Annotated in this window: 11 protein-coding genes; all 11 read left to right on the top strand. The window is 66.1% G+C overall.

The features are described from left to right. The first annotated feature begins 45 nt into the window (after positions 1 to 45). Positions 46 to 432 (top strand): RidA family protein, encoded by a 387-nt coding sequence (locus ACUXVE_RS06395; RefSeq protein WP_025874214.1) that lies wholly within the window; start codon positions 46 to 48, stop codon positions 430 to 432. Between the two features lie 7 nt (positions 433 to 439). Further along, on the top strand, positions 440 to 2,551 hold the full coding sequence (gene recG / locus ACUXVE_RS06390; protein WP_059064985.1) for an ATP-dependent DNA helicase RecG: 2,112 nt from the start codon (positions 440 to 442) through the stop codon (positions 2,549 to 2,551). Positions 2,552 to 3,041: 490 nt separating this feature from the next. Further along, positions 3,042 to 3,980 (top strand): nucleoside hydrolase, encoded by a 939-nt coding sequence (locus tag ACUXVE_RS06385; protein WP_445514042.1) that lies wholly within the window; start codon positions 3,042 to 3,044, stop codon positions 3,978 to 3,980. An 87-nt stretch (positions 3,981 to 4,067) separates the two neighbouring features. After that, positions 4,068 to 4,310: a type B 50S ribosomal protein L31 gene (locus tag ACUXVE_RS06380; protein ID WP_006389217.1), complete on the top strand. Its 243-nt coding sequence runs from the start codon at positions 4,068 to 4,070 to the stop codon at positions 4,308 to 4,310. 296 nt (positions 4,311 to 4,606) lie between these two features. Further along, positions 4,607 to 5,884: a citrate synthase gene (locus ACUXVE_RS06375; RefSeq protein ID WP_025874217.1), complete on the top strand. Its 1,278-nt coding sequence runs from the start codon at positions 4,607 to 4,609 to the stop codon at positions 5,882 to 5,884. Positions 5,885 to 6,153: 269 nt separating this feature from the next. Further along, positions 6,154 to 7,251, top strand: a complete 1,098-nt coding sequence (locus ACUXVE_RS06370; RefSeq protein ID WP_445514041.1) for a hypothetical protein — start codon at positions 6,154 to 6,156, stop codon at positions 7,249 to 7,251. Positions 7,252 to 7,626: 375 nt separating this feature from the next. Then, positions 7,627 to 8,133: a CS1 type fimbrial major subunit gene (locus tag ACUXVE_RS06365; RefSeq protein WP_093817912.1), complete on the top strand. Its 507-nt coding sequence runs from the start codon at positions 7,627 to 7,629 to the stop codon at positions 8,131 to 8,133. Positions 8,134 to 8,184: 51 nt separating this feature from the next. Beyond that, positions 8,185 to 10,908 carry a TcfC E-set like domain-containing protein gene (locus ACUXVE_RS06360; protein WP_445514040.1) on the top strand — a complete coding sequence of 908 codons (2,724 nt, stop codon included), beginning with the start codon at positions 8,185 to 8,187 and terminating at the stop codon, positions 10,906 to 10,908. A gap of 20 nt (positions 10,909 to 10,928) precedes the next feature. Further along, on the top strand, positions 10,929 to 12,032 hold the full coding sequence (locus tag ACUXVE_RS06355; RefSeq protein WP_445514103.1) for a CfaE/CblD family pilus tip adhesin: 1,104 nt from the start codon (positions 10,929 to 10,931) through the stop codon (positions 12,030 to 12,032). 19 nt (positions 12,033 to 12,051) lie between these two features. After that, complete coding sequence (locus ACUXVE_RS06350) at positions 12,052 to 12,750, top strand: pilus assembly protein (protein ID WP_445514039.1); 699 nt, start codon at positions 12,052 to 12,054, stop codon at positions 12,748 to 12,750. A gap of 66 nt (positions 12,751 to 12,816) precedes the next feature. Continuing rightward, a partial coding sequence (locus ACUXVE_RS06345) for an ESPR-type extended signal peptide-containing protein (protein ID WP_445514038.1) occupies positions 12,817 to 14,386 on the top strand: 1,570 nt, incomplete at its 3' end.

Here is a 14,386-nt window from a genome sequence, read left to right as displayed (position 1 = left end):
GGTACAATCACCGCTCTGTTTTCCCCCAACGCACCGGAGCGACCCATGTCCCGCCAGATCATCAACACCGAAAAGGCCCCGGCCGCCATCGGCCCGTACTCGCAGGCCGTGCGCGCCGGCAACACCGTGTATTTCTCCGGCCAGATTCCGCTCGACCCGGCCACCGGCGACATCGTCGGCGTCGGTGACGTCGAAGCGCAGGCCCGTCGTGCCTTCGACAACCTCAAGGCCGTGGCCGAAGCCGCCGGCGGTTCGCTGGACAAGGTCGTGCGCCTGGGCCTGTACCTGACCGACCTGGCCGAATTCGCCAAGGTCAACGCGGTGATGCAGGACTATTTCCAGGCCCCGTTCCCGGCCCGTTCCACCATCGAAGTCTCCGGCCTGCCGAAGGGCGCCAACTTCGAGGTCGACGCGGTGATGGTCATCGACTGACCGCCACGTGGCACGCAAGGCGGCGGTCACCCCGGCACTGGCACCGTCCGGTGAAGCATCGCTTGCGATGCTCGCCGGCGTCGGGCCGGCCGTGGCCGCCAAGCTGCAGGCGCGTGGCCTGGCCACCCTGCAGGATCTCTGGCTGCACCTGCCGCTGCGCTATGAAGACCGTACCCGGCTGACCCGCATCGAAGACCTGCGCAACGGCATTCCGGCGCAGGTGGAAGTGCGGGTGGTGGCCGTCGAGCGCGGCATGCGCTACCGGCCGATGCTGAAAGTGGCAGTTGAGGATGAAGGGCAGGGCACCCTGGTGCTGCGCTTCTTCCATTTCCGCCAGCAGCAGGTCGGCCAGTTCGCGGTCGGCAACCGCCTGCGCTGCTTCGGTACGCCCAAACCGGGGCACCTCGGTTTGGAGATTGTCCATCCCAGCTACCAGGTACTGGGCCGCAACGATGATCCCGATCTCGGCGATCGCCTCGACCCGGTGTATCCCACCGTCGAAGGCGTCGGCCCGATGACGATGCGCAAGCTGATCGGCCAGGCGCTTGATCGCCTGCCGGAAGAAAGCACGCTGGAACTGCTGCCGACCGGCTGGCTCGAGGGCCTCGGCCTGCCATCGCTGCGCAGTGCGCTGCTGACCGTGCATCAACCTCCGCCGGATGCAGACCTGGCTGCACTTGCCGCCGGTACCCATCCAGCGCAGCGCCGGCTGGCAATGGAAGAACTGCTGGCGCACCACCTCAGCCTGCGTCGCCAGCGCATTGCGTTGCAGGCGCATCACGCGCCGCCGCTGGCCGGTCCCGGCAAGCTGGCCAAGGCGTTGTTGAAGCAGTTGCCGTTCGCCTTGACCGGCGCGCAGGCACGCGTGTTCAAGCAGATCCGCGAAGACCTTGCGCGCCCCAGCCCGATGCTGCGGCTGGTGCAGGGCGATGTCGGTTCGGGCAAGACCGTGGTGGCGGCATTGGCAGCGATGCTGGCGGTGGAGCAGGGCAAGCAGGTCGCACTGGCCGCCCCCACCGAACTGCTGGCCGAACAGCATCTCAACAACCTGCGCGGCTGGCTGGAGCCGCTGGGCGTGCGTATCGCCTGGTTGGCCGGCAAGGTCACCGGCAAGGCGCGCGCAAAGGTGATGGAACAGGTCGCCAACGGCGAAGCGCAGGTGGTGGTGGGTACCCACGCACTGATGCAGGAGGCGGTGGTATTCCACGATCTGGCGCTGGCCATCGTCGATGAGCAGCACCGCTTCGGCGTGCACCAGCGCCTGGCGCTGCGCGACAAGGGCAAGGGCGGCAACAACGTGCCGCACCAGCTGGTGATGACCGCCACGCCGATTCCGCGCACGCTGGCGATGTCCGAATACGCCGACCTGGATGTATCGGCCATCGACGAACTGCCGCCGGGCCGCACGCCGGTGCAGACCGTGGCACTGAACAACGATCGCCGCCCCGAGCTGATCGAGCGCATCGCCCTGGCCTGCCGCGAAGGGCGGCAGGTGTACTGGGTGTGCACGCTCATCGAAGAAAGCGAAGAGCTGGATGCCACCCCGGCACAGGCCACCTACGAATCGCTGCAGGCGCTGCTGCCGGGCGTGCGCGTGGGGCTGGTGCATGGCCGGCTGAAAGCGGCCGAGAAGCTGGCGACGATGGTCGCGTTCAAGGCCGGCGACATTGACCTGCTGGTGGCCACCACCGTGATCGAAGTCGGCGTGGACGTGCCCAACGCCTCGCTGATGGTGATCGAGAACGCCGAGCGCCTGGGCCTGGCCCAGCTGCACCAGCTGCGTGGCCGCGTCGGCCGGGGTTCGGCGGTGTCGCGCTGCGTGCTGCTGTACCAGGCACCGCTTTCGCAGATGGCACGCGAACGCCTGCAGACCATGCGCGAAACCAACGACGGTTTCGTCATTGCCGAGAAGGATCTGGAGCTGCGCGGGCCCGGCGAACTGCTGGGCACCCGGCAGACCGGCCTGGCCGGTTTCCGCATTGCCGATCTGGCCCGCGACGCTGGCCTGCTGCCGGGCGTGCATGCGCTGGCCGAACGCCTGCTGGCGCAGCAGCCGGCGCTTGCAGATCGCGTGGTGCAGCGCTGGATCGGTACGGCCGTGCGCTACGCCTCGGCGTAAGCTGCGGGGTCGGATCCCTTTGCTTGGCAAAGGGCTCTGACCCCATGCCCTGGCGCTCATCCACGCATGGCGTGGATCTACTGCGCGCTGCGTGCGTGAGTCGAGCACGGCTCGACTCTACAGACAGCGCTTTCGATCATTTCCATGTTCATCCACGCATTGCGTGGATGTGTCGACCAAGGTCGACACCTGCCAACATCCGCCGTTCCGACAGACCGCGGAAATCTGTCGAAGGCGGGGTGGGGCCGGTTGCGGGGGTGTCCGCGGCATGGATGCCGCGGCCAAGCCCCCAAGGACGGGTTTACGGCGTCCCCCGCAACCGGACCCACCCCGCCATCTCCCAGAAAGCCAGCCTTTGACGTTGCTGTTGCCGTTGCTGTTGCCGTTGCTCCGGCCTCTGCAGGTGCAGGGCGCAGCCCTGCCGAACCCCCATACTTGCAACGGTCATCATCCCGGTCCACACTTCGTTGCCGATCTGAAGACGGCAACGATGACCAAGAAGATCCCGCTGTTGATCGATACCGATCCCGGTGTCGACGACGCACTGGCCCTGCTGATGGCCTTCGCCGATGAACGGCATGACGTGGTCGCCCTGACCATCGCCGCCGGCAACGTAGGCCTGCAGTACACCGTCCGCAACGCCCTCAAGCTCTGCGACATCGTCGGCCGTACCGACGTGCCGGTGTTCGCCGGCAGCCCCGATCCGCTGCTGCATCCATCCGTCGACGCCGCCCACGTGCATGGCCGCGATGGCTATGGCGATGTGGACCTGCCGCCGCCGAGCCGCCAGGCCGACGCCGAGCACGCCGCGCTGGCCATCCTGCGCCTGTCGCACCAGCATGCCGGCGAACTGATGCTGGTGATGCTCGGCCCGCTGACCAACCTGGCGCTGGCGCTGAAGCTCGATCCGACCCTGCCCCAGCGCATCAAGCGCATCGTGGTGATGGGCGGCGCAGTCACCTGCCACGGCAACATCACCCCCGCCGCCGAATTCAACATCGCCTTCGATCCGGAAGCCGCGCATGTGGTGTTCACCGCGTTCCCGCACCTGCTGGTGTCGGACTGGGAAGCCACCGTTGCCCACGGCCTGCCGTTGGCCGAAGCCGAGCAGTGGCTGGGCGCAGATTCCGAGCGCGCGCGCTTCTACGAGCTGATCTCGCGCAAGACCCGTGGCCTGTCCGAAGACAGCAAGGGCGGCCGCTGGTACACCGCCGACGCGCTGGCCATGGCCTGGGCGCTGAACCCGGAAGGGCAGTTGCAGGTCGAATCACGGCCGCTGAATGTGGAACTGAACGGCACGTTCAGCCGCGGCGCGACCATCGTCGACTGGAACCGCCAGACCGGCCAGCCGGACAACTGCGATCTGCTGATGGCCTACGACCAGGGGCGTTTCGAAGCCCTGGTGCGCCAGGCCCTGGGTGCGGACTGAGGCCAGCCCCCCGCACTGGTTGCCCCCGGTGGCAACCAGTGCTTATAATGCCGCTCTTGACCACCAGCCCATTTACGGTGTGAGCCCATGAAGGCCGATATCCATCCGAACTACCGCGACGTCGTCTTCCATGACGTCACCTCCGATTTCAAGATCCTGACCCGCTCGACCATGAGCACGAAGGAAACCATCAAGTGGGAAGACGGCAACGACTACCCGCTGGTGAAGGTTGAAATTTCCTCGGCTTCGCATCCGTTCTACACGGGCAAGCACAAGGTCATCGACACCTCGGGCCGTATCGACAAGTTCCAGAAGCGCTACGCGCGCTGATACGTCGTACCCGGTTCGAACCGACGGCCGCGCTCTGCGCGGCCGTTTGTTTTTGTCCAGCGCCTGCCCAACGGGCGTTTGGATGGACGGAACACTGCGTCCTTGTGACAACGCTCTTGCCGATCCCGGCCGCTCGCTGGCAGGGTGCCGGCTGCCTGTCGTCTACGACTTCTGTCTAGCGCCCGGCAAATGCTGCTGTGCGATAATGACCTGATCCCCGGCACAGGCCGAGGACGTCATTCACGTGCCTGACCAATGCGCTTGGGCAGGCGCCTTCCCATGAAGGAGCGCACACAGTGTCCGATCTTGATCAGGTCACGCTCAACGCCGGCGATAAGTCGGTCGTTCTGCCCGTCATCAAACCCACCCTCGGCAACGACTGCGTCGACATCGCGAAGCTGACCAAGGAAACGGGGTATTTCACCTACGATTCCGGTTTCACCGCGACGGCCAGCTGCAAGTCCGCCATCACCTACATCGACGGCGACAAGGGCGTGCTGCTGTATCGCGGCTACCCGATCGAGCAGCTGTCGGAGAAGTCGAGCTACGTCGAAGTGGCCTACCTGCTGATCAACGGCGAGCGCCCGAGCGCCGAGCAGCTGAAGGCCTTCACCGACGAGCTGGCTGCCGAAGCCAACGTCGATGAGTCGATCAATACCCTGATCGGCAGCTTCGCCAAGGATGCCCATCCGATGGCCATCCTGACCGCCGCCATCGCGCAGCTGTCGGGCATCTACCACGCCTCGCTGGACCTGTCCGACGCCGAACAGCGCCGCCAGGCTGCCGTGCGCCTGATCGCCAAGGTGCCGACCCTGTCGGCGCTGATCTACCGCCACGGCAAGGGCCTGCCGGCTAACAAGCCGGATACCTCGCTGGACTACGTCAGCCGCTTCCTGAAGCAGACCTTCGAGTCGGCCGATGGCAAGTACGAACTGAACCAGGACGTGGTCAAGGCACTGGACCTGCTGTTCATCCTGCACGCCGACCACGAGCAGAACGCGTCGACCTCGACCGTGCGTCTGGTCGGTTCGACCGGTGCCAACCCGTATGCGTCGGTCGCCGCTGGCGTCACCGCGCTGTGGGGTCCGGCCCACGGCGGTGCCAACGAAGCCGTGCTGAAGATGCTGGAAGAGATCGGTTCGGCCGACAACGTCGAGTCGGCCGTGCTCAAGGCCAAGGACAAGACCTCCGGCTTCCGCCTGATGGGCTTCGGCCACCGCGTGTACAAGAACTTCGACCCGCGCGCCAAGGTCATCGGCGAGATGACCGGCAAGGTGCTCAAGCAGCTGGGCGTGCAGGATCCGCTGCTGGACGTGGCCGTGAAGCTGGAACAGGCCGCGCTGCAGGACGAGTACTTCGTCGCCCGCAAGCTGTACCCGAACGTCGATTTCTACAGCGGCATCATCTACAAGGCGCTGCAGATCCCGACCGAGATGTTCACCGTCATGTTCGCCCTGGGCCGTACCTCCGGCTGGGTCTCGCATTGGCTGGAACAGCAGGTCGACCCGGAAATGAAGATCGGCCGTCCGCGCCAGGTCTACACCGGTCACGACGTGCGTGACTACCAGGGCTGATTGCCTGCGGTAGGTTGTGCTGAAGACGCCCCGCGATTGCGGGGCGTTTTTTTTGCTTCGCTTTTGGTAGATGCCAACCTTGGTTGGCAAGCTTTCGGCGCGCGCGGAACATCATCCACGCATGGCGTGGATCTACTGCGCTCCGGCGAGTGGCACGTTGCTCACCGCGCCAAGACCGCGTGATTCAAGGGTCTCACCAGCTTCACAAGCGCTCGCGCAGCCTCAAGACGCCAGCTGCACCTGCAGCACTGATACGGAGCGTCCAACCCATGAGTACCCGTTTCGACCTGCCCGAGCGCGATCCACTCGGTCCTGACATCGCCACCGTAGTGGCCACTCCCGTCGTGCCACCGCCCAGCGAAAGCGCGGTGTCCTGGGGCGCCATTTTCGCCGGCGCCGTTGCGGCCGCCGCACTGTCGCTGATCCTGTTGATCCTGGGCGTTGGCCTCGGCCTGTCCTCGGTGTCGCCCTGGTCGTTCGAAGGGGTGTCCAAGGAAACCTTCGGCTGGACCAGCGTCGCGTGGTTGACCTTCACCGCGCTGGCCGCTTCCGGTCTGGGCGGTTATTTGGCCGGTCGCCTGCGCACCAAGTGGACGCAGCTGCACGGCGATGAGACCTACTTCCGCGACACCGCGCACGGCTTCGTGTCCTGGGCTGTGGCGACTCTGCTCACTGCTGGCCTGTTGACCTCGGCCATCGGTGGCGTGCTGGGCGCCGGCGCAAAGGTTGCCGGTGCGACCGCAGGCGCCGCTGCCACCACTGCCGGTGCTGCCGTGGCCGGAGCTGGCAGCGCTGCTGCAGGCGCACCGGAGAGCGACCTCAACTACTGGGTGGATTCGCTGTTCCGCAGTGCCACCACGGCGGACCCGGACGCTGCCGGTGCACCTCCGGCTGCGCCGGCAGCGGGCGCAGCGCCGGGGACCAGCCCGATGGTCCCGGCCGCACCGCCGCCGCCCCCGGCCGCCGCCAGCGTTGGCCCACGTGACGCCCGCACGGCCCCGCCGCCGCGCCCGATGCCGGGCAATGCCCCGATGGGCGACCGCCGCGAAGTCCGTGCCGAGGTGAACCGCATCATCGTCAACAGCCTGCAGGGGGATGGCCTGGACCCGGCCGATACCCAGTACCTGTCGCAGCTGATCGCGCGCGAGACGGGCATGAGCCCGGCCGAAGCGCAGGCCCGTGTGACCGACGTGCAGACCCGCATGCGTGCCACGCTGGAAAAGGCCAAGACCACCGCCAAGCAGGCCGCCGACGATGCGCGCAAGGCAACGGCCTATGCCGCACTGTGGCTGTTCATCACCCTGCTGATCGGCGCCTTCTTCGCCAGTCTCAGCGCCACCTGGGGCGGCCGTCGCCGCGATCTGTAACCCGCATCTGATGCAAGGAGACCTGTCATGAAAACGCTTCTGCTCTGGTTCCTGGGCGTGCCGATTCCGCTGTTGATCCTGTACGCGATCTTCTTCTAGGCACCGCACCGTTCATCGCATCAGGCCGCCGAAAGGCGGCCTGATGCATTTGGCGCTACTGCAATGAGGTTTGTTGCAAAGGCCGGATGAGGACAGTTGCATAACTCTCAAACTTTGAGCAACTTCAAGAAATTCCCTTAACATTCATCTGTTTAGGAAAGCTTGAATGGCCGCAAGGTACGGCGCTGCCTACCATTCTCTCGTCGCCCGCCCCCACGCAGGCGGGTGATGCCTCCACAAGCGAGGCCTCATATCCCACCGTCCGAGAGAGACACCATGAACACCATCCTGAAGAAGGCCGCGCTCGCTGCAGCGCTGGCTACCGTTTCGCTGTCCGCCCATGCATTCGACGCCGACATCAAGGTCTGGGCCGACGTGGATCCGACCCTGGCCCTGCTCAAGGCCGATGGCACCGCGCTGGATTCGGTGGTCAACATGGTCCACAACCCGGTCAGCGGCCTGGTGCCGTGGGCGCAGCAGGTACGCATCTACTCCAACGATGAAAGCAAGGACATCGAAGTGCGTGTTGGCAGCACCCCGCAGCTGCTCAACACCGATGGTGGCGGCGCGCCGGTGCCGTTGACGGTCAGCCTCAATGGCAGGGCACTGACCGTGGCCGCACAGGATTTCACCGCATCCGATCTGTTCGATGGCGCGCTGCCGGGCGCATCGATCCCGATGGCGCTGCGCATCGCGCAGACCAGCCCGGCACCGATCGCCCGCGGTGGCCGCTACGAAGGCATCGTCACCATCGCGATGCAGCAGAAGACCACCAGCCCGTAAGGCACCCGCGCCGGCCCGCTTGCCGGGCCGGCTGCTTCCGGTAATTCCCCCATGAATGCTCCCGCACCCGCCGTCACCCGGCTGGCGGTCGCGCTCGCCCTGTCGCTGGCCACACCCCTGGTCGCGGCGCGCGGCGTTCCCGCCGGTTTCGAGGATCTGGTCGAAGGCCAGACCGAACACCTGGAGATCCGTCTGTTCGGTCGTTCGACCGGGCTGGTGCCGGTGCGCGTGACCCTGGAACACGTGCAACTGGAAACCCCGGCCGAGGCGCTGCAGGCCTTGCAGCTGTCCGCCGAGGCGCAGGCTGCGCTGCTGCCGGCGTTGTCGCAGCCGCTGCCGCGCAACAGCCACCTGGCATGCCGTTACGGCGGTGCCAGTGCCGGTTGCGGGTACATCGATCCTCCCCAGGAGCCCACTGCCGTGCGCGCGCTGTATGACGAAGGCGAGGGCGCTGTGCGCCTGTTTGTCGCCCGCCAATGGATCCCCGGCGAGCCGGCCGCCGAGCGCTACCACCAGGTCAGCGCCAATGCCGAGAACGCCTTCCTGCACCAGCACACCTTCAACGTCAGCGGTGGCCGCGGCTACCAGGCGCTGGCCGCGCAGGGCATGGGCGCACTGGGCGTGTTCCAGCGCGGGCACCTGTCCGCCGACTGGACCTTCAGCCAGCAGCACTACCGCGGCGGTCTTGCCAGCCGCCGTTTCCAGCTCGACAACGCCTACTACCGCCATGACCTGGGCCAGCAGCACTACCTGCAGGCCGGGCGCATGGACCGCCGCAACCTGAGCAGCCCGCAGGGCGGCACCTTCAGTTTCAGCATGCTGCCGATGGATCGCTTCCAGGGCCTGCGGCTGGGCACCACGCAGGCCTACGTGGATTCCGCCGCCGCCGTGCAGGCCACGCCGCTCACCGTGCTGCTGGCGCGCGATGCGCGCGTGGATGCATTCGATGGCGAGCGCCTGCTGCAGACCTTCTACCTGCAGGCAGGCATCAACCAGCTCGATACGCGCCGGTTCCCCATGGGCAACTACACCGTCAGCCTGCGCATCTACGAAGACGGCGTGCTGGTACGCAACGAGGACGCGCCGTTCGACAAGGGCGGTGACTGGACCGACAGCAGCGTGCAGTGGTTCCTGCAGGGCGGCCGCCGCAACGAGCGCCGCAGCGACCGCTTCGACGACGAACTGGCGGCCATGGGCGGCCTGCGCGTGCCGATGGGGCGCAACGTGGCCATGACCGCCGGCATCGCCGATCTGGGCGGTTTCAGCTACGGCGAACTGCGGCTGGACCTGCGCCATGTGTTTGCGACCCAGGAAGTCCGCGCCACCTTCAGTGGCATGCACGGCAGCGATGGCAGCCGTGGCCAGCAGCATCAGCTTTCCTACCGTCGCCGTGCTTCGTGGAATGTGTACCACCAGCGCATGCGCGGCCGTGCCTGCCAGTTCGAGGATGACGCGCGCGACCGGCTCGGCTGCGCCGATTCGCTCAGTGCCTCGATGGCGCTGCCGGTGGCCGGCGGCAACGCCTACGTGGCCTATACCCGCCGCCAGACCTGGCGTGCAGGCACCGTGCGGCCGGGGCTGGATGATGATCCGCTGGCCGGACTTGACCCGCTGCTGCCGCCGTGGCTTCCACAGCCCACGCGCATACCGCAGCTCAGCCGCACCTGGCAGGCCAGCTACAGCCGCAGCCAGCGCTGGGGCGAGTTCAGTGTGTCCAGCCGCATCGGCGTGTGGCAGCAGACCAGCGGCGGTGGACTGCGCGATGGACGTGACCGCGGCATCTACCTCAATTTCAGCCTCAACCGCCTGCAGCACGATGACCGCGGCAGTTCGCAGCGACGCTATGGCGTGGACGTGCGGCAACCACGGCATGCGCGGCCGGACATCAACTACAGCGCCGGGCAGACGCTGCGCCAGGAATACGAGGATCAGTACCGCGAGGTATCGGGCGAACTGCGCGGCAACAACAACGAGCGCTACAGCGCCACGCTGAGTACGCAGCTGCAGAACCGCATCGGCCAGACCGGTGCCACGGTGTCGCGCTACCAGCACCAGGGTGGCAACGAAGTGGCATACAGCGCCACGCACAGTTCCGGCCTGGCCATCGGCAAGCGCGGCGTGTACTGGGGCGCTGGCGTTGGCGCCGACGCGGGGCTGGCGGTGCAGGTGGATGACACCGACGACCTGGACCTGACCGGCGTTGCCGCCGAGCTGCAGGTGGGCGGGTTGCGCCGGCAGCGACTGAAGCTGGGCGAGCGCCGGCTGCTGCCGATTTCCGCCTACCAGTCGCACCGCGCTGAAGTGCAGGACGCCAGCGCCCTGGACAGCATCGCCGCCGTGCGCGTGAGCGGTGTGGGCGGCGCGCGTCCGCTGTTCCTGTCACCGGGCCGGCTGGTGCGCATGCCGGTGCCGATTGAAGTGACCTACACCTTCATCGGCAACGCCCAGGACATCGCCGGCGCACCGCTGCGCGGTGCCCGCATTCTCAACGCGCCGGTGCCCGGCACCGGCAGCAATGGAGGTTTCGTGGCCGACTTCCCACGACGCGAGAAGACCCTGTACCTGCTGCAGGACGACCGGTTGCTGCACTGCCCGCTACAGGTGCGCGAGCGCCGCAGCGTGGTGATGCTGGTAGGCGCCGTGCAGTGCGAGCCGCTGGCCGTGGCCCAGCTGCCGGCCGACATCCGCCACCAGGCACGTGTGGCGCGTTTGCTGCAGGAGCAGGCGCTGATTGCCGCCACGCCGCAGACCGCAGCAGCGGGAGGTGCGAAGTGAGCCGGCGCGTGTGGTGGGCGATGGCGGTGTTGTGTGGGCTGGTGCTGTTGGTGCCGCGGGCGAAGGCGCAGAGGCCGCCGGAGACGCATCCGTCGAGTGAACACCGCGACATCGTGATGAGGTGGGATCGCTCTGCGATGCCGGGAGATATCGAGCTGTGGGCGCGGAGGACTGTGCTGGGCTATGAGGCAAGTTCGACGCGATACGGAACGCTGCATCTAACTTGTCGATCATCAACTGACGCAGCACATGGCCGGTGCCCCACTGTCGGCAATGAGCTTGAAACTGGACGGGGAGCGGTGACGATCCGCGCTACCGAAAGACGCTCTGGTTTGGTTGAGGAGATACAGCTGCAGGGCTATATCGAGAGAGCGATGCCGGGGCGAGCCTGCTCAATCGACTTCTGGGGCAAGACGCCGCTTCCGCCATGGTCTTCCTCTGCAGCTGAGTGCGGGGGGGAATGGCCGGTAGGCACAGGCATGCATTTGGAGCTTCCGAGTTCCGAACTTGAAAGACTTGTGGCCGGAACATGGGAGGCGGTTGCTTTCCTCGATCTTCATGAGGTTGCCAATGGCCCAGTACTCGCGACCTACTCGTTCTCCTTCGACTTCACCATCACCGACCACAACGCGGTCTCCATCTACTTCCCGCTTTTCGATCAAGTCACCCCGCACGTCGGCTTGAACCTGCAGTACGACCCGATCGCGCAGACCATCGGCGGCCGTACCCAGCTCGACATGTGCCTGTACGACGGGCTGGGCTCGCAGAGTGCTTACCTGGGCGTCACCGTGCGTGACAGCGGCGCGCAGCCTCCCGGGCCCTCGGGCTACTCGGTATGGCACGTCGATGGCGGCAGTGATGCCACCCAGCGCGTGGACTACACCGTCGCGCTGGATCACAACGGCAGCAGCCTGCCGATGCGCAATGGTGTGGAGCAGCTGCTGCATGGCATCGATACCGCACGGCTGCGCCTGGTGCTGCTGCCCGGCATGACGCAGCCGGTGTTCTGCGTGCCTACGCCATTGACGGTGGAAACACCGCGCGTGCCGGTCAGCACCAAGCGCCCCGGCTACTACAGCGGCGACCTCAAGGTGGAACTGCGTGTTCCCACCGTCACGCCCTGAACCCCACATGGAGTACCCGATGAAGTCCTTAGTCCGCTGCCTGCTGCCGCTGTCGCTGCTGACGGCGTTGCCTGCCCACGCCAATCTCACCGTGCATCCCATGCGTACGTCGGTGGACGCGAAGAAGGGCGCGCAGATACGCATCTACTCGCAGTCCACTCAGCCGCAGTACGTGCAGGCATCGATCAAGCGCATCGTCGACCCGGCGGGAGCAGGTGAACAGGAGGTCGAGGTGGAGCCGAATGAGGCGGCCATCGCCATCACACCGGGCAAGTTCGCTCTGGCCGGTGGTGGCAACCGGCTGATCCGTGTGATTCCGCTGCAGCCGGTCGAAAAGGAAACGGCATACCGCGTGTACTTCGAGGGCATGCGCGGGCCCGATGGCGCAGACCCCGCAGGCGAGGGTGAGACGGCGCAGGCCAATGTCGGCGTCAGCCTGGTCTGGGGCGCACTGGTCAATGTACTGCCCGCGCAGTCCACGATGGACGTGCAGGTGGAGGGAAGCCACCTGCGCAATACCGGCACGCTGCGCGTTGGCGTCACCAGCATCGCTGACTGCGATGGCGCGCGCTGCACCGCGCATGACGTATCGCGGAGCCTGTATCCCGGCAGCACGCTGCAGCTGCCGTTTCCCGTGCAGCCGGGCCACACCCTGCAGTTGCGCTATCGGCTGACCCGCGATGGCTATCGCGAGCACGTGCACAACGTCGCGCTCTGAGTGCATCACGCCGCTGTGGCTTGGCGCCACAGCGGTTCCTTCTGTTCCGCTTGTTAAGGAGAATCCATGAACAAGATCTATCGACGACTCTGGTCCACCGCACGGCAGTGCTGGGTGGTGGCAAGTGAGCTGACCCGCAGCAAGGGACGTAGCGCCGGAAGTACCCGAGGTGCCTTGCTGCTTTCCGTGCTGGTTGGTTCTGTTTCCAGCAGCGCGAGCGCCGGCGCGATCTTCTATGGCTGTGGTGAGAATGAGACCGGATTCGTGCGGTGCGCTCCGTTCATGGGACATGAAGATGCGACAAATGCGACTTCTACGCTGCGCAGTTCCTACTATCTTTCCATGGGCGGGGGCGCGTGGACCGATGGCAGCTACTCCACCAGTTTCGGGCATAGAACCTCTGCCGAGGGCGACAAGAACGCGGTGATGGGTTACGGGGCGATCTCGAAACAAGGGTATGCCTCGGTGTTTGGTGCGCACGCGCTCGGCGATGGCATCGGAACAATCGCCGTTGGTCATGACGCGCAGGCCTACACCGAAAATTCAATCGCGGTTGGAAGCGGCTCACGGACAAATACAGGGGCAGGCGTATCGAGGATCGCCATCGGTGGCGACGCCTATGCCGGGAGCAATGGCTGGACCGGCGCCATCGCCTTGGGAGGTGAGGCCCGCGCTCAGTACGATGGCGTGGCCATCGGCCATGGTGCGGCCACCTCGGCCAGCGGCACCGTCGCACTCGGGCGGGGATCGATCGCAGGCGAATCCAATACGGTCTCGGTTGGCAGCAGCAGTATCAAGCGTCGCATCGTCAATGTCGGCGATGCACAGCTGAATGCCGCCAGCACCGATGCGGTTACCGGCCGGCAGCTGTATCAGCTGCTCACCACGACCAATGGCCTGATCAGCCAGACAAGCACGGGTGGGACAGTTCGCATTGGCGCGGAGAACACTGGTCCGACATTGACGATCAGCAACAAAAGTGGAGCTGCCCGATATCTCAACGGGGTCCGCAATGGCGCGCTCAACGCAACCAGCACCGATGCGGTCACTGGACAGCAGCTCAACGCTACCAATATCAACGTGACCACTGCGCAGAACGCGGCCAATACCGCGCAGGTGACCGCCACAGGGGCGAAGACCGCAGCCGACAGCGCGCTGACGAAGGCCAACGCCCTGGCCGGGCTGGTGAGCCAGGTTTCGGCCACGGGCAACGTGCGTCTGGGAGGTGAAAACACCGGTGCCGTACTGGACGTGCGCAACAAGAACAATGCCAGCCGCAGTATCAGCGGGGTGGCCGACGCGACGCTGAGCAGCAGCAGTACCGAGGCTGTCACCGGTCGGCAACTTACGGCGACCAACAGCAATGTGACCACGGCCCAGAACACCGCCAATGCCGCGCAGACGACGGCCACGGCGGCCAGGACCGCAGCCGACAGCGCGCTGACGAAGGCCAACGCCTTGGCTGGGCTGGTGAGCCAGGTATCGGCTACGGGCAACGTGCGCCTGGGAGGTGAAAACACCGGTACGGTGTTGGACGTGCGCAACAAGAACAATGCCAACCGCAGTATCAGCGGGGTGGCCGACGCGACGCTGAGCAGCAGCAGTACCGAGGCTGTCACCGGTCGGCAACTTACGG

This window comes from Stenotrophomonas sp. 3(2025) (assembly GCF_052665395.1).
The sequence above is the reverse complement of the archived record's forward strand: the minus strand, read 5'-3'. Positions and strand labels throughout refer to the sequence as shown.

Coding starts and splice junctions, on each gene's coding strand:
- ACUXVE_RS06355 (WP_445514103.1), top strand. CDS start 10,929: ATGGCGGTGTTGTGTGGGCTGGTGCTGTTGGTGCCGCGGGCGAAGGCG.
- ACUXVE_RS06360 (WP_445514040.1), top strand. CDS start 8,185: ATGAATGCTCCCGCACCCGCCGTCACCCGGCTGGCGGTCGCGCTCGCC.
- ACUXVE_RS06350 (WP_445514039.1), top strand. CDS start 12,052: ATGAAGTCCTTAGTCCGCTGCCTGCTGCCGCTGTCGCTGCTGACGGCG.
- ACUXVE_RS06370 (WP_445514041.1), top strand. CDS start 6,154: ATGAGTACCCGTTTCGACCTGCCCGAGCGCGATCCACTCGGTCCTGAC.
- ACUXVE_RS06380 (WP_006389217.1), top strand. CDS start 4,068: ATGAAGGCCGATATCCATCCGAACTACCGCGACGTCGTCTTCCATGAC.
- ACUXVE_RS06385 (WP_445514042.1), top strand. CDS start 3,042: ATGACCAAGAAGATCCCGCTGTTGATCGATACCGATCCCGGTGTCGAC.
- ACUXVE_RS06365 (WP_093817912.1), top strand. CDS start 7,627: ATGAACACCATCCTGAAGAAGGCCGCGCTCGCTGCAGCGCTGGCTACC.
- ACUXVE_RS06395 (WP_025874214.1), top strand. CDS start 46: ATGTCCCGCCAGATCATCAACACCGAAAAGGCCCCGGCCGCCATCGGC.